Origin of the sequence: Methanobacterium alkalithermotolerans (assembly GCF_018141185.1) — an archaeon.
In the GTDB taxonomy this organism is placed as follows: Archaea; Methanobacteriota; Methanobacteria; order Methanobacteriales; family Methanobacteriaceae; genus Methanobacterium_F; species Methanobacterium_F alkalithermotolerans.
Map to the genome: position 1 here is coordinate 1,733,027 of NZ_CP058560.1, position 20,134 is coordinate 1,753,160.

Annotated in this window: 23 protein-coding genes; 12 read left to right on the top strand and 11 right to left on the bottom strand. The window is 34.8% G+C overall.

Annotated features, from left to right (window positions below; all coding sequences use genetic code 11):
* Positions 1-83: 83 nt before the first annotated feature.
* The 3 genes from HYG87_RS08515 (at position 84) to HYG87_RS08525 (ending at position 3,401) form a co-directional block, all read left to right on the top strand.
* A complete protein-coding gene (locus HYG87_RS08515; RefSeq protein WP_249164838.1) occupies positions 84-1,571 on the top strand; it encodes a phytoene desaturase family protein in 1,488 nt (495 codons plus the stop codon).
* Between the two features lie 65 nt (positions 1,572-1,636).
* Positions 1,637-2,527, top strand: a complete 891-nt coding sequence (locus HYG87_RS08520) for a phytoene/squalene synthase family protein (protein WP_211532754.1) — start codon at positions 1,637-1,639, stop codon at positions 2,525-2,527.
* A gap of 25 nt (positions 2,528-2,552) precedes the next feature.
* Positions 2,553-3,401: a prenyltransferase gene (locus HYG87_RS08525; protein ID WP_249164839.1), complete on the top strand. Its 849-nt coding sequence runs from the start codon at positions 2,553-2,555 to the stop codon at positions 3,399-3,401.
* A 39-nt stretch (positions 3,402-3,440) separates the two neighbouring features.
* On the opposite strand, the gene cruF is transcribed toward HYG87_RS08525, so the two are convergent.
* From cruF to HYG87_RS08540, 3 genes are read right to left on the bottom strand one after another with little or no spacing between them, the layout of a single operon-like run.
* Positions 3,441-4,202 carry a bisanhydrobacterioruberin hydratase CruF gene (gene cruF / locus HYG87_RS08530; protein WP_249164840.1) on the bottom strand — a complete coding sequence of 254 codons (762 nt, stop codon included), beginning with the start codon at positions 4,200-4,202 and terminating at the stop codon, positions 3,441-3,443.
* An 11-nt stretch (positions 4,203-4,213) separates the two neighbouring features.
* Entirely contained in the window at positions 4,214-5,047 is an 834-nt protein-coding gene (locus tag HYG87_RS08535; RefSeq protein WP_211532756.1) for a carbon-nitrogen hydrolase family protein, read from the bottom strand.
* A gap of 39 nt (positions 5,048-5,086) precedes the next feature.
* Positions 5,087-5,653: a manganese efflux pump MntP gene (locus HYG87_RS08540; RefSeq protein ID WP_211532757.1), complete on the bottom strand. Its 567-nt coding sequence runs from the start codon at positions 5,651-5,653 to the stop codon at positions 5,087-5,089.
* 283 nt (positions 5,654-5,936) lie between these two features.
* On the opposite strand from HYG87_RS08540, the gene HYG87_RS08545 reads away from it, so the two are divergent.
* Together HYG87_RS08545 and HYG87_RS08550 are read left to right on the top strand one after the other, a co-directional pair.
* Positions 5,937-6,785 carry an AAA family ATPase gene (locus tag HYG87_RS08545; protein WP_211532758.1) on the top strand — a complete coding sequence of 283 codons (849 nt, stop codon included), beginning with the start codon at positions 5,937-5,939 and terminating at the stop codon, positions 6,783-6,785.
* Between the two features lie 27 nt (positions 6,786-6,812).
* The gene (locus HYG87_RS08550) at positions 6,813-7,997 is read left to right on the top strand and encodes a VWA domain-containing protein (protein WP_249164841.1); all 1,185 of its coding nucleotides are present in this window, start codon (positions 6,813-6,815) and stop codon (positions 7,995-7,997) included.
* Between the two features lie 13 nt (positions 7,998-8,010).
* On the opposite strand, the gene nucS is transcribed toward HYG87_RS08550, so the two are convergent.
* Complete coding sequence (gene nucS, locus HYG87_RS08555; protein WP_211532759.1) at positions 8,011-8,760, bottom strand: endonuclease NucS; 750 nt, start codon at positions 8,758-8,760, stop codon at positions 8,011-8,013.
* Between the two features lie 316 nt (positions 8,761-9,076).
* On the opposite strand from nucS, the gene HYG87_RS08560 reads away from it, so the two are divergent.
* Positions 9,077-10,501 (top strand): M48 family metallopeptidase, encoded by a 1,425-nt coding sequence (locus HYG87_RS08560; protein WP_211532760.1) that lies wholly within the window; start codon positions 9,077-9,079, stop codon positions 10,499-10,501.
* Positions 10,502-10,513: 12 nt separating this feature from the next.
* Here the strand turns inward: HYG87_RS08560 and HYG87_RS08565 are convergent, their stop codons facing one another.
* Positions 10,514-10,945, bottom strand: coding sequence for a nuclear transport factor 2 family protein (locus tag HYG87_RS08565; RefSeq protein ID WP_211532761.1), 432 nt, complete (start codon positions 10,943-10,945; stop codon positions 10,514-10,516).
* Positions 10,946-11,048: 103 nt separating this feature from the next.
* Positions 11,049-11,417, bottom strand: a complete 369-nt coding sequence (locus tag HYG87_RS08570) for a hypothetical protein (protein ID WP_211532762.1) — start codon at positions 11,415-11,417, stop codon at positions 11,049-11,051.
* 166 nt (positions 11,418-11,583) lie between these two features.
* Between HYG87_RS08570 and HYG87_RS08575 the strand changes: the two genes are divergently transcribed.
* The 4 genes from HYG87_RS08575 to HYG87_RS08590 all read left to right on the top strand — a co-directional run bounded on the left by HYG87_RS08575 (position 11,584) and on the right by HYG87_RS08590 (position 13,466).
* Complete coding sequence (locus tag HYG87_RS08575) at positions 11,584-11,823, top strand: ferredoxin (protein WP_211532763.1); 240 nt, start codon at positions 11,584-11,586, stop codon at positions 11,821-11,823.
* Between the two features lie 36 nt (positions 11,824-11,859).
* Positions 11,860-12,834, top strand: a complete 975-nt coding sequence (locus HYG87_RS08580; RefSeq protein WP_211532764.1) for an alpha/beta fold hydrolase — start codon at positions 11,860-11,862, stop codon at positions 12,832-12,834.
* Positions 12,835-12,905: 71 nt separating this feature from the next.
* Complete coding sequence (locus tag HYG87_RS08585; RefSeq protein ID WP_211532765.1) at positions 12,906-13,187, top strand: DUF5750 family protein; 282 nt, start codon at positions 12,906-12,908, stop codon at positions 13,185-13,187.
* A 21-nt stretch (positions 13,188-13,208) separates the two neighbouring features.
* A complete protein-coding gene (locus HYG87_RS08590; protein ID WP_211532766.1) occupies positions 13,209-13,466 on the top strand; it encodes a hypothetical protein in 258 nt (85 codons plus the stop codon).
* On the opposite strand, the gene HYG87_RS08595 is transcribed toward HYG87_RS08590, so the two are convergent.
* The gene (locus HYG87_RS08595; RefSeq protein ID WP_211532767.1) at positions 13,463-14,854 is read right to left on the bottom strand and encodes an MFS transporter; all 1,392 of its coding nucleotides are present in this window, start codon (positions 14,852-14,854) and stop codon (positions 13,463-13,465) included. The two genes, HYG87_RS08590 and HYG87_RS08595, sit on opposite strands and share 4 nt — an antisense overlap.
* A 14-nt stretch (positions 14,855-14,868) precedes the next feature.
* A complete protein-coding gene (locus tag HYG87_RS08600) occupies positions 14,869-15,654 on the bottom strand; it encodes an Fpg/Nei family DNA glycosylase (protein ID WP_211532768.1) in 786 nt (261 codons plus the stop codon).
* 93 nt (positions 15,655-15,747) lie between these two features.
* Here HYG87_RS08600 and HYG87_RS08605 point away from each other — a divergent pair, with 93 nt between their 5' ends.
* Positions 15,748-16,203, top strand: a complete 456-nt coding sequence (locus tag HYG87_RS08605; RefSeq protein ID WP_211532769.1) for an HIT family protein — start codon at positions 15,748-15,750, stop codon at positions 16,201-16,203.
* A 31-nt stretch (positions 16,204-16,234) separates the two neighbouring features.
* Here the strand turns inward: HYG87_RS08605 and HYG87_RS08610 are convergent, their stop codons facing one another.
* On the bottom strand, positions 16,235-17,935 hold the full coding sequence (locus tag HYG87_RS08610; RefSeq protein ID WP_211532770.1) for a histidine kinase dimerization/phosphoacceptor domain -containing protein: 1,701 nt from the start codon (positions 17,933-17,935) through the stop codon (positions 16,235-16,237).
* Positions 17,936-18,100: 165 nt separating this feature from the next.
* Between HYG87_RS08610 and HYG87_RS08615 the strand changes: the two genes are divergently transcribed.
* Complete coding sequence (locus tag HYG87_RS08615; RefSeq protein ID WP_211532771.1) at positions 18,101-18,988, top strand: UbiA family prenyltransferase; 888 nt, start codon at positions 18,101-18,103, stop codon at positions 18,986-18,988.
* Positions 18,989-19,006: 18 nt separating this feature from the next.
* On the opposite strand, the gene HYG87_RS08620 is transcribed toward HYG87_RS08615, so the two are convergent.
* Entirely contained in the window at positions 19,007-19,414 is a 408-nt protein-coding gene (locus tag HYG87_RS08620; RefSeq protein ID WP_211532772.1) for a ferritin-like domain-containing protein, read from the bottom strand.
* A 45-nt stretch (positions 19,415-19,459) separates the two neighbouring features.
* Positions 19,460-20,131 carry a glycerophosphodiester phosphodiesterase gene (locus tag HYG87_RS08625; protein ID WP_211532773.1) on the bottom strand — a complete coding sequence of 224 codons (672 nt, stop codon included), beginning with the start codon at positions 20,129-20,131 and terminating at the stop codon, positions 19,460-19,462.
* Positions 20,132-20,134 lie beyond the last annotated feature (3 nt).

Sequence of the window (20,134 nt, forward strand, 5' to 3'; positions counted from 1 at the left end):
TTTTAAGTTGAAATGGATATAATTAAAACTTTTATATATTATGAAAGTAAATATTTAACATATAAATTTTATTAAGGGAGTAAATGAGGGATAAAATGAAGGTAGTCGTGGTAGGTTCTGGATTTGGAGGTCTCTCTGCAGCAGCATTACTAGCTAAAGAGGGGCATGATGTAACTGTTTTAGAAAAAAATGAATTTGCAGGCGGAAGGGCCAGTGTATATAGTGAAGATGGGTTCAATTTTGATATGGGACCTTCCTGGTATTTAATGCCTGATGTTTATGAAAACTTCTTTGCAGAATTTGGAAAAAAACCAGAGGATTTATTTGACTTAAAAAGACTTGATCCCTCTTATCGTATTTTCTTTGGGGATACCAAGGTAGTGGATATTGCATCTGACCTGGAAGAAAATTATAAACTCTTTGATGCGTTTGAAGAGAATGGTGGGGAAAAATTAAAGGAATATCTGGAATCTGCAGGAAAATTATATGATTCTTCTGTAAAAGAGATGCTTTATAAGGACTTCACCTCCATATTTGATTTTTTAAATGGAAAACTTCTCCTGCAGGGCATCAGACTCAATATTTTAGAAAGCCTGGACCACTTTGTAAATAAACGCTTTGAAAGTGATGAGGCCCGTAAAGTGGTGGAATATTCCATTGGATTTTTAGGAGGATCCCCGCAAAACACCCCCTCCATGTACCATATCATGTCTCACATTGACCTTAGTATGGGAGTATTTTATCCGGAAGGTGGAATGAGAAAAGTAGTCAGATCCATATATGACCTGGCCCTTTCCTATGGAGCGGAATTTAAATTTAATGAACCAGTAATCTCCATCGACGTGGAAGATAAGCAGGCCAAACAGGTAGTTACTGATAAAGGAATATATGACGCCGACCTGGTACTGGTAAATGCAGACTATGCCCACAGTGAAATAGATTTGATTCCGGAAGAATATCAGACTTATTCTGAGAAATACTGGGATAAAAGAGTTATGGCCCCCTCGGCCATGGTGGCCTATTTAGGGGTGGATAAAGTGGTGGAGTCCCTGGACCACCATAACCTGTTTTTGGATGATGATTGGTCCAATAAATTTGATCAATTATTTGATCCAGAAAAAGCAGCCTGGCCGGATTCACCATCTTACTATGTGAACATTCCCTCCAGAACTGATTCAACAGCAGCCCCTCCTAATTCTGATACTTTATTTGTGCTGATACCTCTGGCCCCGGGACTGGAAGATACCCCTGAAAACAGGGAATCTCTTTATAATAAGATCATGGATGACCTGGAAGAAAAAACCCATGAAGAAATAAGGGACCATATAGTGGTAAAAAGGATATTCGCCCTGGATGATTTTAAAGACAGATACAATGCCTATAAAGGCACTGCTCTGGGTATTTCCCATACTCTCCGGCAGACTGCCCTTTGGAGACCCGCCCATAAAAGTAAAAAGGTGGATAACCTGTATTATTCAGGACAGTACACCCATCCCGGTATAGGAGTACCCATGACTCTAATTTCTTCCCAAATAGTAGCCCGGGAAATAAATCATGAATTAAATAAGTAATTTAGATGTAATGTCTTAATTTAAAAAAAATTCATATATAAAATAATAATGGTGATGAATAAAATATGATTGATAAGACCATTTCCTCCATCTTCAAAGGGGGAAGTACCACTTACTATTATAGTACTATTTTCTTTCCAGAAAAGGTAAAAAAAGATGTTTTTATTTTGTACAGTTTTTTGAGAAAAGCAGATGACTATGTGGATGATATACCCCAGGATATAGATGGATTTTATGCCTTTAAAGAAAGATACGAAAGTGCACTTCAGGGTGAAGTTACAGGGGATGTGGTGGTTGATTCCTTTGCCCAATTAAGCCAGAGAAAACAATTCGATAAAAGATGGGTGGATTCTTTTTTAAAATCCATGGAGATGGATATTACCATCAACGAGTACGAAACTTTAAAAGACCTTAAAAACTATCTTAATGGGTCTGCAGAAGTGGTAGGACTTTTCATGGCCAGTATAATGGGTCTTTCTAAAGAGTCATATGAAAGTGCCCGCTACCTGGGTAGGGCCATGCAGTACATGAACTTCATCCGGGATATTGATGAGGACGTTGATCTGGGTCGGACTTACTTTCCCCAGAGGGAATTAAGAAAACACGATCTGGAAGGACTAAGTTATGACCAAATCAAAGATAAAAAAGAGAACTTCCAGGCATTCATCCAGGATCAAATAAAGATATACCATAAATGGCAGGCCCGGGCCGAGGAAGGATATAAATACATCCCTTATCGCTATTTAATACCCATTAAAACCGCAGCAGACATGTACACCTGGACCGGATCACAGATTAAAAAAGACCCTCTGGTGGTATACAAAAGAAAGATTAAACCCAGTAAACTCCGCATCGTCACCAAAGTATTTTATAATTCCTTTAAAAGCTTTCAAATTGCTAAAAGTGATGCCTGCCCCTTTAAAAAGAAATGTGGTTTTAAAAATTCTTCAAAATAATCTAAATTTTTTAAGATAGATTTCTATGCTTCCCTTTATCCTTAAAATTTCCAGGTTCAGATTCTGGATATACACCGGTGGAACCTATGTGGTGGGCTATGCCCTGGGGGCAACTTTATTTTCAGATTTTTTACGCCCGGAATATTATATTTATTTAATTTACTTCTTCTTACCAGCTAATATTTTCATCTATGGGGTTAATGACTACTGGGATCAAGACACGGATCTCTTGAACCCTAAAAAGGATGAAAAAGAGCACCGACTTCAAAAGAAAGAAAGAAAAAAATTACTTCTACTTATCTATTTTGTAACTGGAATCAGCTTAATATTAATGTTTTTCCAGAACTGGGGTGAACGTTTAATCTTCGCTGGATTTTTAGCCCTATCATATTTTTACAGTGCACCGCCTCTAAGATTTAAGGAAAAACCATTCCTGGATTTTTCATCCAACTACCTTTATGTTATGCCGGGTTTATTTGCCTATTATTTAGTAAGCGGAGCTCTACCCTCCTGGCTAATATTAATAGGGGCATACTGCCATGTATCGGCTATGCACATCTTTTCAGCAATTCCTGATATCGAATACGACTTAAAAAGTGGTATTAGAACCACTCCAGTGGCCATTGGTAAAAAAGCAGCTCTAATACTGACTTCATTTTTCTGGGTAATGCTGTCGGGTATTGTAATTTATCTTGCAGGGTTCAATATCTTAAGTTTTTTAGTACTTCTCTATCCATTATTCCCTATCAGTTTACTCCTAATTCCGTCATTAAAAATAGAAAGGCTTTACTGGTATTTACCCTATGTTAATACTGCCCTGGGAGGGCTTTTGTTCTTATTATTAATAAATTACCATATTTTTAACTGGTTCTAAATTAATAAGCTTATTGGCAAATAAGTTCTATTAAACCCATTAAATTTCAAAATTACCTATCCGACCTTTAGTGGAGTAAATAATAAAGATTATTAAACCGATTCCAATTAAGGCAGGTATAATCAGATTAAGATAAATACAAATCCCGCTCCAGAAAAACATAATTAGCAGCAGGCTGGATGCCAGGGCTTCTGGCTTTTTTTCCCTTACCCGGGATCCCAGAAGACCCACAGCTATTAGAGATGCTAAAAATCCAGTTAAAACCCATCCTATGAAGTTCATTAAAGGAACATCATAAAATATGCCCTGGTCTTTCCATACCCAGAATTGCAGGGCAACTGCTCCGGGATCCAAAACCAGATCAGTTATAACCACTAAAATGGTGGATAATACTATTATGGATCCTAAACCCAATTTTTTATTTTTTATTTTTAATTCACTGGCCAGGTATAGACTACCAATAAAGAGAGGTAGCCAGGCAAAAGGCACGGTAAAAGGGGTGGTTCCAAATATTTTAGTCCCTATCAACTCATTATAATAAAATTCAGAATAGGGAATTCCGGTGAGAATGGCCAGGGTCTCCAAAACCAGGGCATAGGCACTCAATGCTGCAATCAAAGCTAAACCTTTCCTCCAACCTAACCACATCACCACTGCGGTAAAAGAGGGAATGGCCAGGGATATAATGAATATAACTGATATTATTGAAGTTTCCGGGCCAATTTCCACATTGGCCACAAAAAAAGCCGCAATTAAAAGGGCTATGGCCCAGATATATATTATTTTACTGTAGTCTTTCAAATTAATCACATTTACAATTTTTCGGATAAAGAGTACACATCATCTCTACGATTACTTAAAACCGGTAGCTCTTTTCTGATTTTAGAGTTATCCTCTAAATTAATGGTGGAATATAAAATTTCTTCTTTCGACCCGGCTTCTTTTATTACTTCCCCCCAGGGATTACAAATCAGGGAATGACCATAGGCTACATAAGATGCATTCTCATTTCTAGCAGGTGATGCTGCCGCAATGAAAATTTGATTATCCAGGGCCCGGCTTCGAAGTAATGTTTTCCAATGGGCTGGCCCGGTGGTCAGATTAAATGCTCCAGGGTATATCAGTATATCTGCCCCTTTCAAGGCCATTAGTCGGGATAACTCTGGAAAACGAATATCATAACATATGCCAATTCCCACTTTGCCTAAATCACTTTCTATAACAGTTATCTTTTCACCGGCAGTGAGGGTGTCGGATTCTTTAAAGAAAATTTTTCCAGGAACATCAATATCAAAAAGGTGCATTTTCCGATGAAAGCCCAGGATAGCCCCCTTAGCATTGAAAAAAAAGCTGGTATTATATATATTCCCCTGGGATAACTCCGGGATAGATCCGGCCACCAGATGTATTTGCTTATCACGGGAAATTTTTGCCATAGCATCTAAGGTGGGACTTTTAGAGGGGTTTTCTGCATAATCTCTGAAACGGGAATTATCATAGGGGCAGTTGAACATTTCAGGCAAAATAATTAGCTTTGCACCCTCTTTACTGGCAGATGATATCATTTTTTTTGCTTTTTTTATATTGGCGGATTTATCATCCACCACTTCCATCTGCAAAAGTGCTAATTTAATTTCTTGAACCATAGAAAGGGCCTCAAATATTTATTATCAACTTCAAGTTCTTTATAAAGATAAAAGATGTTCTATTAGTATTTTAAAGCCAAGTAATATTAAAATTATACCACCCAGTATTTCTATTTTACTTTCAAATAGATGTCCTATTTTTTTACCAGTATAAACTCCCAATAAAGACAATAAAAATGTAATAAGACCTATCATAACTATAGGAAACCATATGGACATACTTAAAAGGGCAAAGGTAACTCCCACGGCAAAAGCATCTATACTGGTGGCTATGGCCAGTACAAACAATTTTTTAAAAGAAAAGATGTTGCATTTTGGTTCTGCTTCTTCTTCCATTTTTAAACTTTCATAAATCATTTTAAATCCTATGGCCAAAAGCAATAAAAAAGCAACCCAGGGTGCTAGCTGGGAAATAATTAATTGGAGACGTATACCTGCTATCCACCCTAAAACAGGCATAATGGCCTGAAATCCTCCAAAAAAAAGCGCAATCCATAGGGCCTGTTTGATTTTACAGACCTTCAAAGTTAATCCCCAGGTAATAGAAATACTAAAAGCATCCAGGGCTAAAGCAAATGATAAAATTATGATTGAAATCAAGTCCATAAGTCACATAGTATTTTTATTCCATATAAATTAGTTTGGTGCTAACATTTCAACTAAAAGACAATGGGAGAAAAGTTTTTTTACCACTTGAACTCTTAAATCTCAAAAATATTTTATAAAAACCATAACTCCTAATCCGGAGTAATTAAATGGATTTATTAGTTTATCAGTCTCTTTCTAAAAAAAATATTTAATAAACCTGAAAATAAATATTAAAAATGTAGTTGAATTTTTTTTAAATTAAAAAAATGAAACTTATTAAATTTTTAATGGAAAAGATTATATGAAATCTCCTGAAGAGGAAATAAAATCAATAGGATGTTTATTATCTGAAAATGGGTATCTAACTGACCATAATATTACTGTAACCGTTTTTTTATCTTTAAAACTTAAAAAACCCATACTGGTAGAAGGGCCCCCTGGGACGGGGAAAACTGAACTCTCCAAGGCAGTGGCACGCGCATTAAAAAGGGATTTTTTTAGAATTCAATGCTATGAAGGCATAACTTTTGAACAGATTGTTGGTGAATGGAATTACCAAAAACAACTTCTTCATCTGGAGATTTCTAGATTGAAAGAAGATAGTGAGGATGTTTTTCAAGACGAATTTTTTATTAAAAGACCCTTACTTTCGGCTTTTGTTAATGCAAAACCTTCGGTTATATTAATTGATGAAATAGATAAGGCCGATGAAGAAGTGGAAAGCTTTCTTTTACAGGCCCTGGGAGAAAGACAGATAACGGTAAATGATCTGGGAACCTTTGAAATGGAAAATGAATTAATAGTATTTTTAACTTCCAACTCTCAGAGAAACTTACTGGATGAAACCAAAGACCGTTGTTTATATTTATATATTGACTATCCCTCCCTGGAAAGAGAAATAGAAATTGTAACGGCACTTATGCCTGAAGCACCCCCTGCTCTTGTGGAAGCGGTGGTAAAAGCGGTTCAGAGAATAAGAAATTTCCCTCTGATTAAAAAACCATCGATACGTGCTACTGTGGACTGGGTTAAAACCATGGTGGCCCTGGGGCATGATGAACTACAAGAAGAATCATTCCAGGAAACGGTGGGAGTGGTGCTTAAAAACCAGGACGACAAAAAAAAGGTGGAAGATCATTTTTTCAAATAGAACCAGGAATAATGGGGTTGGATTTTTTTGAAGGTTCAAATGGAGGATGTGGCCCGCTTATCATCAAACCTGCGTAAAAAAGGGATCCTGGTCAGTATCAGAAGCACCCATAATGCCTTTTTAGCATCGCAGTTTTTCAGTGATATAAAAACTGCTGAAACGTATAACTATTTAAAAGAAGCCTTATCGGCGGTTTATGTGAAAAACAAAGACCAGCTAAAAGAATTTAATCAGGCTTTTGATGCTACATTCAAAGCTAAAGATGATTCTAAGATTATTAAATTAAAAAATTCAACCTCTAAACCAAAAAAAAATAATGCCGGGGAAAAATTCAGCAATTATAAAATGGAACAGGATTCTTCAAACTTTAAAATGGATAGCAAAATTAAGCTTTCCTCAATAAATGAGGATAAAATTAATTACAATCCCCCTTTAGCTGATTATGAAGGCATAGATTTAAGAGAAAATTCCCTCATGGAAAGGGATATTAATGAACTGGACTTTTTTGAAGCAGAATTATTTGAACTATGCCAGAAATTGGGCCGTAAAATAGCTAATAAGAGGGCCAGGAGAAATAAACGCTCTAAAACTAACCGGATAGATATAAGGAGGAGCATTCGAAAAAATTTGAAATATGGAGGGGTTTTAATTGAGCTGGAGAAGCGAAAACCCTACTTAAAAAAGAACCAGCACTTCTTTTTAAGTGATGTTAGCGGGTCCTGCGACTGGATAAGTAACTGGTTTTTCTGCATGGTTTATGCTGCTCAGAAATCATTTAACCAGTCCCGGTTTTTTGATTTTGATAATAAGTCCGTGGAAACTACCAGGGCTCTTTCTGAAAAAAACCTCATGGAGGGTTTCACCAGGGTACGAGAAATACGCCAGAAAAATATAATGATGCATGGTACTTCCAATATGTACACTGCCTTTAATAGTTTTATTAAACAGGCCAATCTTAATCATAAATCCATAGTATTAATATTGACGGACTGTCGTGATTGGGCTGGACCAAAAAAATTTAAAAAACCTTTAAGTGCAGATTTAATGGAACATATGTGCCGTATTTCTAAAAAAGTTATAATTTTAAACCCTGAACCAAAAATTAAATGGAATGTGGTGGATAGTTGTGTTTCAGATTATGAGGATGCGGGAGCACAAATAATGGAGGTTAGAAACCTCAAACAACTGGCCCGATTGGTGGAACACATTTAGTTTAATTTATTGTTTAGAAAAAATCAAGGGTTACTTTTTTTTCTTCTTTTAATTCCTTGGGTGGTTCTAACGATTTAAATTCCAGCCCATCTTCTTCTAATAGTTCCAGAGCATCTTCAGTTATAGATGGAGCCACTATAATACCCCTGACCTGACCCTTATTATCTTCAAAATCTTTAAGATACCTTTTTAATTGTTTTACCGCATTAGTGCCGGCTTTTCTACTTTTTAATTCAAGTATCATCAGCTGACCATTCTCATCCTTTCCCAGAATATCAATGAATCCCTTGGAGGTGGAGTATTCCTTATCAGTGGGCCGGAAACCCTTTTCAATTAATTCTGGATGTTTCCAGATCATTTCTCCCATGTCCTTTTCATGCCCGCATACTTCCAGTTCCTGAGAATCCCGACCCAGATAGTAAGATACCAGGTGCACATTTTTTATTTCTACTTCCAGATGTTCTGGAGGGGTTCTACGCACACTCTCTAAAATAACAATTCCATTCTCCATCCTTACTTTAGAACGGGACTTAGGTGGCTGCCAGTTCACAGGATCCAGTTTACGGTCCTGGTGTATTAAAAAGGAACCATCTGGTTTAATAATTATCATCCTTTCTCCTAATCCTAATTTACTCCGTGCTCGACCTTCATAAGTGGCCTGACAGCAGGCAAATAAGGTTATAACGGCCCTTTTTCTGAGTCCTTCATCGATAATCCTGAAACAATCAGATGGGGAAGGATTTTCCCGGGATATAAATTTCATAGAACTAAGTTGATTTTTTAGTATACATAACCATTTCGAATACCCCTGGACTTATAAAAATTCAAGAAAAAATTATATACAAAAATTTCAATTTTCTTCCCTTCCTGCCTCCCGGTGGATGCAATCAAGGGGAGGATGAATATCCTTAAGATGGATTTATGTACCACCTGCATCTAAATATGTTAGTACTTAATAGAACTCTAAAAATAATGAATACATGGAATATAATTTTCATTAATAATTCTTCTAAGAAAACCCCTTAAAAATCATGGCAATTAATTAATCTTTATATTTAATCTTAAGAGCAGTTGATTAAATGATAGATCCCCACGAATTTGATATCCAAACTGAGGTTGCCCCTGCATACTATAATCACATTTTAGATTTTATCTACAAATATTATCTTTTTCCCCAGCCTGATGCCTTTTGTGAAATAAAAAAAACTAAAAAGCAGGGAAAAAATTATCTTCATTTCATTTTCACCACCCCTGATAAAATGGGCCAAATAAAAGGAACGGTGAAGTCCGGAGAAAAAATCAAGGTTAAATTAGTTAAGGAAGGTGAAATTTCTCCTGAAATTTTAGATAAACTGGCAGAAGATATCTTTATAGCAGTGCAAATATATGAAGAAAGTGTTCGCCAATCCACCATTTACCTGGCCTGGGTGGAAGGACAAAAAATTATTCCAGAAAAACCACCCACCCTGGGTAAAAAGACTTCAAAAAAGCTTTTTGGAAGTAATTTGCTGGTAGTCTACCTTATTTTTTTCGGAATAAACATAACCCTATTCCTTTTATTTGATTTATATCTGGCCGTTATTTTTATTATAGGCATACAACTGGCAATTGTGCTTTTATCTGATAAAATATTCATGAAAATGGCTGATTGGGAAATAACTCCTGAAAATCCAAATATTCATATAATCCAGTACCAGCTTCCAGAAGATGAATATAAATTTTTTAAAAAAGCACTGGGAAAAAATGCACTTTTCCAAATAAAAAAGGAAATATATGAAAATACCCTGGCCCAGGGAATTCCTCCTAACTGTAAATTAGGGGAAGAAGTATTTTCTAAATATGGATTTCACTGTAAGCCTCTACAATCCAGCTACAAAGCAATAAATGTTTATGATATTGTAAAAGAAGCAGCAGAAAAATTTGATTTAAATGTGCCCCGGATTATTATAAACAATAATCTACTTCCTAATGCCGCTGCCACCGGACCCAGTCCTAAAAGAGGTCTGGTATTAATCACCACCGGACTTTTGGTACAGCTGAATGAAGAAGAAGTTTTAAGTGTTGTGGGGCATGAAATGGGGCACCTGGTAGGCAGAGATCCTATAATATTATTTAGCTTAATATCTGGCGAATTTATTCTACGATTGACTGTTTTACTCCCTATCGTGATTATTAATCCTATAATATACCTTATTGTGGCACTGGGAAGTATTTTCTTTGTGGCTAAATTCTTTGAAGCCCGGGCAGATCTTTTATCTGCCATGAAAATAGGTAAACCCCAGGTACTGGCAGAGGCACTAAGAAAAATTGGCTACCAGAAACTACAATTTGAAAGAATGACTTCTCAACGTATTTCCAGCTGGGCAATATGGGATCCTCATCCTCCTATTTATTTCCGTATAAAAAGATTGGAAAATATGAAAAAACCAGATAAGATACAAAGTCCACTTATACAATCAGCCCGGGATGTTTTCAGTGGATTTAAGGATGTCTTTAAAAAATAAAAAAAATTATTTTTAAACCGGATAACTCTGACCTGCTTTTTGATTACTGGATGGTATTGAAAAGTGCAGATGAACAATTAACCACTTATCTTCTCTTTTTTCCAGAATCATGCTTAAGCGACCCTTTAATATAACCTTTTCATCATCCACCACCACCTCCATATGCATGGTACTACTACTCCAGGCCACGGGACCGGATGCTGAAATATTAAGGGACCCATAATCTATTTTTATTTCATCAGCCTGTTCTAAATCTCTTTTAAATCCTTTTTTTATTTCATCCCAACCCTGTACCCACTCATCTTCTCCAGCACCAATAAAAATTAAATCTTGATCTGGAGCACAAAGATTAAGAAGAGAATCCAGGTCTTTCTCCTGGTAAAATTTGGCATACAGATTTAAAACTTCTTTAACTTCTTTTTCAGTTACGGCATCTACTTTCATGGTCACACCCCCTATTAATTATTATTATATTGCCCATTAATTAATAAGTACATTTAGGATATTCAATCACTTTTTTTTAAAAAAAAATAATTAACCCGGGGATCTAAATTGCATTTATAAGCTTTGATAAATCCAATTTTTCTATTTCCCGGCAGTCTTTAAGGCCATATCTCCGGCACAGGTAATCTAGATTTTCTTGATTTATTATATTTTCAAAATCAGTTGCTTTTTCTGATATATTGAATCGGGCTTTAATTTCTTCTAAAGCCAGTATAGACTCTTTTAATATTTCAGGGGCATCTTCTTTTTGAATTAATTTTTTTACCAGCAGATTACTATCCATCTTAGGGGAGGTAAGGCTATCTTCTAAACCATCTAAATAAAACTTCTTCATTAACCTTTCCTGGGAGATGTATTTGTAAATGATAATTAACTTTTCCTGCAATTCTAAAGCTTCTTTACCGGTAAGCATTTAAATGGCTCCTTTAATATAAATTTTAAATTCTTGAGTTTCATTATGTTAGTTATGATTTAAATGGAGATATTTATAAATTTTTCAAAAAAAACAGAGGGAATAAATTTAATTTTAATTAAATCCATAGATAAAAAAGAATTAGAATTATACCTGGTGAATATTCATGACAAACTATAGAATAGAAATGGACCGAGCAATGTGCATATCCTGTGGCAGCTGTGTTGATTCCTGTCCAGATATATGGGAAATGGCTGCCGATGGACTATCCTCGATTAAAGATTCTGAAAATGAGGGAGATATTCAAAAAAAAGAAATACCAGAGCTGGGATGTAGTGTTGAAGCTGCTGAAAAATGTCCGGTAACATGTATTCACGTTTTTGAAGATGAAGTGGAACTTATTTAAATAAATTTTAATTTATATAGAATTTTAAGGGATAAAATGATAGAAAATTTAGAAGCAAAGTACTATGAACTTAATAATTTCAGATTTGAATCAGGAGAAATACTTTCCTCACTTAGAGTGGAATACTGTACTTTAGGAACCCCTATTAAAGATGAAGAGGGCCACATAACCAATGCCATAGTATATCTGCATGGCTGGAGCGGGGATTATTCGTCAATTAAACGCTTAAAAGATATAATTGGTCCGGGCAAAGCTTTAGATACCAATAAATATTATTTAATCTCTCCCAGTGCTTTAGGTTCACCAAAATCAGCTGCCCCTTCTAATAGTAGCCGGGGTTTTGAATTTCCCCGGTACAGTGTAAATGATATGGTTAATTTTCTATATTCATTCTTAAAAGAAAATTTCTCTATAAAACACCTTAAAGGAGTTATTGGAAACTCCATGGGTGGCTTTCAGGCCTTAACCTGGGGAGTTCTTTACCCGGATTTCATGGACTTCATTATCCCTTTGGTATCATCCTATCAATCTAAAGGATGGAATTTTGCCATATTCCATTACATGAATTCTCTTATAGAACAGGACCCGGACTATAACCAGGGAAATTATGTAAAAAATCCCCGCATTACCTCTGCTGCATCTCAATTCATGTACCTTTTTGGTTTATCCAGGGATTATTATGAATCACAGGTATCCAATCAAGATATAATTAATTCCATGGCAGAAATGGGACAGGAAGGACTGTTAAGTGATGCTAATGATATCTACTGGAGGAATAAGGCGGCCATGGCCTATAACTTAAAAGGGGAACTTGATAAAATTAAGGCCAAAACCATGGTAATTGCCATAAATCAGGACCAATACTTCCCTCCTGAATACGATGCCATACCTCTTTCTCGAGAAATCAAAGATTCCCAATTAGTAATTTATGATTCTCCATTGGGCCATGTAGGTAGTCATGAAATAGTAAAGATAGAAAAAGAAATAGGGGATTTTTTAACTCAATTTTAGATTCAATTGGCTAAATAAAGGGTTTTATAGAAAAATAGATGTACTATCAAACGGCAAGGAGGATATTTAAATTGAAGGTAAAAATAATTGACTCTGGATTTAATGAGGATAAAAAACTTAATTATGTTCAATACAGGGTATCTGAATTAGATAAATCTTCACTAGAAAAATTATTATCAGAACTAGAAGAAGAGATTAAAAAAGATTCAGATGACTTATTAATTACCATCTATCATCCTCCTGAATATTTCCCTCTGGGATCTGATGAAGCACAAATAAGAATGGAAGATTTTATCTCCCGGGAAGAAATAGAAATGAATATATTCTTATCCAGCTTTCTCCAGGAAGACTAAAATGATTTTAGAGGCATTATTTTGAAGATAATCCAGGAAGATCTCCAAAAAATTTCAAAAGGATGGATGGTTACCTTTTTTATTGACTTAAATTTAAAGGAACTCAAGCTCCTCCAGGATAAATATTCCCCCTATCTGAGAGATTATGAACTAATAATCCAAGATAATAAGGTTTATCTTAAGCGTTATTTTGAAAAATTGGAACCCTGGGAAGATGAAACTCCAGAAGCAGTGGTAAAAAGTATTGAGTTAGAATTAAATTCCTTATTAAATCCTTAATTTTTTTTAGATTTTAATTTTAATACCATTAAGAAGATCAATATGGTTCCCAGGATGCATATAATGGTAAAAATGCTGAAGGTAATTTTTAAAGATAACATAAATTGAGCATACTCAGAAGGATCAATTTCCATACCACCTAACAAACTGGAAAAGACTAAAAGGACAATGGCCATGCTCAATAACTGTCCCGAGAATATCATGGTGGAGAAAGTGGCCGAGGCAGAACCAAAATACCTGTTTTCTACTGACCCCATGAAGGTGTTGGTATTGGGGGAAGCAAAAAGTGCATTGGATACTCCTAAAATCACACCCAGAATTATAATAAAAATTATAGAGGTGTCTACTTTCAGAAAAGTGGCCATATAAAGACCCAGAACAGTTAAAATTATTCCTATTAATGATAAAGGGGCTCCACCAATTTTATCTGATAATCTGCCTGCAAAGGGTGAGATAATAGCCACCAATAGTGGTTGTATGGCTAATATTATACCGGCGGTAAGGGGAGAAATGGACTGGATTAGTTGCAAGTAAAGACTTATTAGAACCCAAACTGCGGAAGTGGAGGTATTTAATAGAAGGCTCGCCCCACTGGATAAAAGAGGAACTGCTTTTTTAAAAATCTGAGGATGGAGTATAGGATATTCTGCAGATGATTCTAATTTTAAGAATAATAGAATCCCGGAAACCCCGGAAATAATTAAAATTTTCCCCAACACCGTAAAAACCGTGGTAAATCCATATAATATAAAAATTACAGAAGGAATATAAATTAATGTCCCTTTAATATCAAAATTTTCTCCCCGGGATCCTATCCAATCGGTTTTTATCCGGGCATATATCAAAAATATTATAATTAATCCCAGGGGTATGTTAAAGAGAAATATACTTCTCCAACCAAAATTTTGAGTTAAAAAACCCCCTAAAATCGGACCTGAAAAGAGCCCAATAAAAACCGATGTAACATATATGCCAAAAAATTCTCCCCGGGACCCTAAGGGGAACACCGAACTGAGTATGGCCACTCCTGTGGCAAAAATCATGGAACAACCCAGTCCCTGCATGAAACTAAAAAATATCAGAAAATATGCTGAAGGGGTGACGGCGGCTAAAAATGAAAATAAGGTGAAAATAGAAATCCCTATAGTGAATATTTTTTTACGACCAAATATATCCCCTGATCTACCAAAAGGAAGTATTAAAGCTGCATTGGCCAGTATGAATACCGTAGGTATCCAGTTCAGGATAACCAGATCCAGGCCGAAATCTCTACCAATACTGGGCAGGGAAACATTTAAGGAAGAACCAGTATAGGGAATCAGAAAAGCCCCTAAAATAACCACTGTTAAGATATACAAAGAACTTTTTTTATCCAGTATAGGGCTCATCTAATCACATAAAATTATTTAAATAGTTTCTGCCTATGAGGACAATAATAAGTTGTTCTACCACCCACTTTAATGATTTCCAGCTTTTCTCCATGGGGACATTCCCCCTGGGGGTAACGGTGTGCCAATAGATATTCCTGAGGAAAATTAGAGAGGCTATCTTTACAATCTATGGCTTTTTTTAATACTTTAACCATATTTTCATGGAGATTCTTTAGATTATTTTCCTGCAGATGGTTTGCTTTTTCTAGAGGGTGCAACTTGCTTTGATAAAGTATTTCATCGGCATATAAATTACCAATTCCTGCAATAAATTTTTGATTAAGGAGCAATGGTTTAAGTGCCCCTTTTCTATTGTGGAATAATTTTTTAAATAAAGGATAATCCAGGTGCAGGGCGTCAGGGCCTAATTTTTTTTCTCTAATTAAATCCCTTGGGGAAGCTATTCCCACCTTACCAAATTTTCGAGGATCATTAAAAGACATAATTCTTCCATTATCAAAAATAAAAGAGATACGGTCGTGTTTATGGTGATTATCCTCTTTAGAGTAATATCTTAAAAAACCAGTCATTCCAAAATGGATTACCAGGTCCTGGTTTCCTTTAAAGGAGGAAAATAAATATTTGCCATAGCGATAACTTGAATCAAATTTTTCTCCAATTAAAGCTTCCTGGAATGCGTCTTTTTTAATATTAAATAGTATTTCTGGACTGGATACCTGCACATCTATTATGGTTTGATAAAGGCCATTATCCTCAAAAAACCTTTTGAATAGTTCTACACTAGGTAATTCTGGCATTGATTAGCTCCTGCCTCTTTTTAATATAATGTTACTATTTATGATGATGGTCTTATAACTAAATTTTTATGCCGGGTAGGATAATCTAATAGCATGGGATGTGACTATTGTTCTAAACTGGAAGAGTATAACTTCGGTGATTTTCTATGGGAGAGTCCCTTCTGGATTGTTTTTTTAGCCCCTAATCAAAGCAATTTAGGGACCTGTGTTATTGCTCTTAAAAGAAAAGAAAAATTTTTAAGTGATGTAACTCCTGAAGAATGGTTAGATTTCGTAGAGCTGGTAAATAAGCTGGAGTGTGCTTTAAAAAATTCATTTAATGCCACCATGTTCAACTGGGGAACTTTGATGAACTCTTTTTATCTGGAAGATACCCTGGAACCGCATCTGCACTGGCATTTTATTCCACGCTATAACCATGAAGTAGAACTGGAGGGCGTGATTTTCCAGGATCCCTTTTTTGGATATATGCGTCCCCGACCCCCAAAAAATATATCCTCAGATATCCGCCATAAGATTCAAGAAAAGATTTTGAGGGAACTTAAATAATTTAATTACTCCTAAATTATATTCTATTTAATTAAAATCTATCTTTATATTCTATTTCAAAAAAATTAATCTCATATTTAGTGCCTGAATCATCTATAAGCTTTATATTTCCATTTATTTGGCTGGTGAGGCTTAATACTAATCTTAATCCTAAACTTTTTGATTTTTTAAAATCAAGATTTTCAGGTAAACCCACACCATCATCAGCCACCTCCAGAAGAAACTGATCATTTTTAGATTGGAGCTTTATACTTACCTTTCCTTCCCTGCCTGGTGGAAAGGCATATTTCAAGGAGTTACTTACCAGTTCATTGATAATTAAACCACAGGGAATGGCCGTATCCATACTCAGCATTAGATTGTCCACTTCCACTTCTAACTTAATTATATCCGGGTCTATGGAGTAATAATGGAATAGGTAAGCCGTAAGACTAGATATGTACTCTTTAAAGTCTACGTGGGCAAAATCATTGGATTTATATAGTTTTTCATGTATAATTGCCATTGATTTAACCCTGCTTTGACTATCCCGGAACAATTCCAGGTCTCCCTCATCCTGAATGTACCTACTTTGTAAATTAAGCAAACTGGAAATTATTTGCAGATTGTTTTTAACCCGGTGATGAACTTCCTGGAGAAGCACTTCTTTTTCTTCCAGAGAGGTTCTTATTTTATCTTCAGCTTTTTTTAAGTCTTTAATATCACTACCAATACATACTATGCCCATTAAACCAGAATTTTCGTCAACTATGGGAGATAATGATAGTATAACTGGTATAATTTCGCCTTTTTTTGTTTTAAGTTGACTTTCCTTATTAATCAGGGAATTTAGGGAGGATAAATCACTATCTATTGTTGATTTTAGTAAAGATGCAAGGCCATTTTTCTGAGCAAAGATTATATCGCCTTGTTTTCCCACCAGTTCCTGTTCTTCATACTCTAAAATATCTGCTGCTGCCTGGTTAAGCGTTAAAATATTACGGTTTTGATCCAGAATCAATAAAAAATTGGACATGGTGGAAACTATTTTATCTGCTACTACCGCCGAGGTAAGGGCCGGAAATTTATGCTTCCAGATTCCATAACTGATAAAAGTAATGCCCACCGTGGACATGGCCATGGTCATTTCTGGCACCCGCAGGGAGGTGGCCGGCAAAACCAGGTCACTGATTAAACTTACTATTAAAGGCAAATAAAGTCCCGTAAAGATATATTTGGCCTGTAATCTTTTTAAATGGTATGATTTCAGGTAGTAGATAAAACATAGAGTTCCGGCTGTAAATCCTGCAAAAAGAGTCCATATGCTCATTAAATTAAATAATAATGGATTCTGAGGGAATTCATAAGTCCAGCCCCAGTATTGTTGTGAGGCACCGCCAATAAGTAAATCAGTATTAAATCCTAGCAAGAATATTATTAATGCGGGCAAGTAAATAATGATATAGATAATTTTATTTTTTAATATTTTATTTTTGGTAAAAATTAGAGATATGTGCAAAAGAAGAGAAGGCACAAATGGCCATAACGTGCTTAAATTCAACCAAAAATATGCTTTTTCTAAGGTAGGTGCTTGCCTATATTCAAATTCAATAAAAGCTAAAAATCCTACTAAAATACATAAAACAGCTACCCAACGATTTAATTGATTTTCAGTATTTTTATGATAAATAAAATTACCTAAGAAAAAGCATAATATGAATGCTAAAAACGAAATTAAAGCATAAGGATTCATTATTGCTCTCCATAAAGCGGTCTTGTAGAAAAATTATTTATAATCATTGAATTTTACCTTTTATAAGTAAGTATCTTATTATTTAATTAATTTTCTTAAAGCCCATTATTCCTATAAAATTAAAATATATTAATAACTATAATAATAAGTATTAATGGTGTTATTATGATACTTGCCAAAAATACACAAAATCCTGCTGCAAAATATTTGAAAACTATACAAAACGAAATAATTTATGGAGGATATTTAGCAGCACTAGTTGCTCCTTCTTTTGTTTTAACAGTCTCTTTAATTACAAATTCTAATATTACTCTCCAGTTATTGGCTATATCTTATTTTATACCTCTTATTGTATATAGTTATGATTATTATCAAGATCTAGAAGAAGATTCTAAAACAAATATAGAAAGAACTCTACATTTGAGCAATAAAGCCAGATTATACCCTTTTATACTTTTAATATATGCCATTATACTGGTATTTCTTTTAATATTATATGCAAACATATATCTTATTGGTTTTATTTTGGCATTAATATTGTTGGGAATGGCTTATAACTATTTTTTAAAGAGTTTAACCAGTAAAATATTAGCTTTTAAGAATTTTTATACAGCTTTTATATGGGCTGCCGCCGGTTCTTTTTTTCCTTTAATCTATAACTTGGGCGAAATTAAAATAAGCTATTTTTTATTAATGGCGTTTATTTTTTTAAAATGTTTGGTGAATGTTATTTTTTTTGATTTAAAGGATATAAATTCAGATAAAAAGCAGGGATTGAGAACTTTACCCGTATTATGTGGGAAGGATAAAACGATTTCTTTTCTGAACTTTTTAAATATTTTAGCGTTCTTTCCTCTATTTTTAGGCATCTATATGGGCTTTATACATCCTTATGCTATCATTATGCTAGTATTTTATTTTTATACTGCCTATTATCTAAAAAAGTCTAGAAAAGCAGAAGATGGTAACTTAATATTTTTATCTTCTACCCTGGCTGATTTTGAATTTATTCTATGGCCATTAGTAATTTTAATGGCTCAAATAATGCTTTAATTTATGCAATGGATTAAATTATCCCAATTTATCCAAACGCTCTCTAAATTCTTTCCGATGCCTTTTTTCCTCATCAATTATATGTTTAAGAACTCCCACAACTTCGGGATCATCTATTATTTCTACCTGACGAGAATATTCCTCAATTCCCTCGGTTTCTTTTTGAATTTGTATTTCTAACTGGGTTTTTAAATCATCTTCCTCAAAATTAAGTTCTTTATGTTGCATGGTGGGTTTGCCTCCTCTTTTTACAATTAAGTCTGCAAGCCACCACATATGCCTCATTTCATCTACTGATATGGCCTCGGTAACCCGGCTGGCATCGCAGTCCTGGATAATAAATGCATTGTAAGCATAAATCATGGTAGCTTCCAGTTCATGCACAAAATCAATATTCAATAACCGGATTATTTCTTCATTTTCCATATTAAAACCTCCACATAATTATCTGAAACTTAATTAAATCTTATTTCAGTATCCTTTAGCCCATTTCTCAATTCTATTAGTTACAATACCATCCACTCCCCTCTCCCCTAATACTTTTAGTTCGTTAGAATGGTCCACCACCCAGGGATATAACTTTATCTGATTTTCATGGCATTCATTCACCATTGAAACATCTACAAAATCTTTGTGAGGAAAAATATATTCACACTTACAATTTAAGGCAATTTCATGTGATTTAACTGGACCAGCAAAAAAAATAGCCCCTGTTTTTATTTCAGATCCAATTTTTTTAATTTCTAAAAGTTGCTTATGATAAAAAGAGGCAAACATTATCTTCTCTAAATCATAATCTTTTAAATATTTGGAGATAATTGGAAATGAATCAGGAACTTTTAATTCGAGTATTAAAGGTATTTTTTCATTAACCAGTTCCAGAACCTCTTCTAAGTGAGGCGGAGCTTCCCCACCACCAGTATCCAGCTTTTTAATTTCAGATATATTCATCTCCTTTACTATCCCCTGCCCATTGGTGGTTCTATCCACCACAGGGTCATGAATTATCACTGGATTTCGATCTTTAGTAATTCTAATATCTATTTCTATCCAGTCTGCATTTAGTTCTATGGCTTTTTTAATAGCTGCCAGAGTATTTTCTGGTTTTAAATTAGAAGCGCCTCTATGGGCAATTATTTTCATATT

What these genes read in the sequence shown, in the direction of transcription:
- HYG87_RS08580 (WP_211532764.1), top strand. Translation starts at nt 11,860, where the DNA reads ATGATAGAAAATTTAGAAGCAAAGTACTATGAACTTAATAATTTCAGA.
- HYG87_RS08605 (WP_211532769.1), top strand. Translation starts at nt 15,748, where the DNA reads ATGGGATGTGACTATTGTTCTAAACTGGAAGAGTATAACTTCGGTGAT.
- HYG87_RS08620 (WP_211532772.1), bottom strand. Translation starts at nt 19,414, where the DNA reads ATGGAAAATGAAGAAATAATCCGGTTATTGAATATTGATTTTGTGCAT.
- HYG87_RS08575 (WP_211532763.1), top strand. Translation starts at nt 11,584, where the DNA reads ATGACAAACTATAGAATAGAAATGGACCGAGCAATGTGCATATCCTGT.
- HYG87_RS08540 (WP_211532757.1), bottom strand. Translation starts at nt 5,653, where the DNA reads ATGGACTTGATTTCAATCATAATTTTATCATTTGCTTTAGCCCTGGAT.
- HYG87_RS08595 (WP_211532767.1), bottom strand. Translation starts at nt 14,854, where the DNA reads ATGAGCCCTATACTGGATAAAAAAAGTTCTTTGTATATCTTAACAGTG.
- HYG87_RS08560 (WP_211532760.1), top strand. Translation starts at nt 9,077, where the DNA reads ATGATAGATCCCCACGAATTTGATATCCAAACTGAGGTTGCCCCTGCA.
- HYG87_RS08615 (WP_211532771.1), top strand. Translation starts at nt 18,101, where the DNA reads ATGATACTTGCCAAAAATACACAAAATCCTGCTGCAAAATATTTGAAA.
- HYG87_RS08570 (WP_211532762.1), bottom strand. Translation starts at nt 11,417, where the DNA reads ATGCTTACCGGTAAAGAAGCTTTAGAATTGCAGGAAAAGTTAATTATC.
- HYG87_RS08525 (WP_249164839.1), top strand. Translation starts at nt 2,553, where the DNA reads ATGCTTCCCTTTATCCTTAAAATTTCCAGGTTCAGATTCTGGATATAC.
- HYG87_RS08535 (WP_211532756.1), bottom strand. Translation starts at nt 5,047, where the DNA reads ATGGTTCAAGAAATTAAATTAGCACTTTTGCAGATGGAAGTGGTGGAT.
- HYG87_RS08600 (WP_211532768.1), bottom strand. Translation starts at nt 15,654, where the DNA reads ATGCCAGAATTACCTAGTGTAGAACTATTCAAAAGGTTTTTTGAGGAT.
- HYG87_RS08565 (WP_211532761.1), bottom strand. Translation starts at nt 10,945, where the DNA reads ATGAAAGTAGATGCCGTAACTGAAAAAGAAGTTAAAGAAGTTTTAAAT.
- HYG87_RS08610 (WP_211532770.1), bottom strand. Translation starts at nt 17,935, where the DNA reads ATGAATCCTTATGCTTTAATTTCGTTTTTAGCATTCATATTATGCTTT.
- HYG87_RS08515 (WP_249164838.1), top strand. Translation starts at nt 84, where the DNA reads ATGAGGGATAAAATGAAGGTAGTCGTGGTAGGTTCTGGATTTGGAGGT.
- HYG87_RS08625 (WP_211532773.1), bottom strand. Translation starts at nt 20,131, where the DNA reads ATGAAAATAATTGCCCATAGAGGCGCTTCTAATTTAAAACCAGAAAAT.
- HYG87_RS08520 (WP_211532754.1), top strand. Translation starts at nt 1,637, where the DNA reads ATGATTGATAAGACCATTTCCTCCATCTTCAAAGGGGGAAGTACCACT.
- HYG87_RS08545 (WP_211532758.1), top strand. Translation starts at nt 5,937, where the DNA reads ATGAAATCTCCTGAAGAGGAAATAAAATCAATAGGATGTTTATTATCT.
- nucS (WP_211532759.1), bottom strand. Translation starts at nt 8,760, where the DNA reads ATGAAATTTATATCCCGGGAAAATCCTTCCCCATCTGATTGTTTCAGG.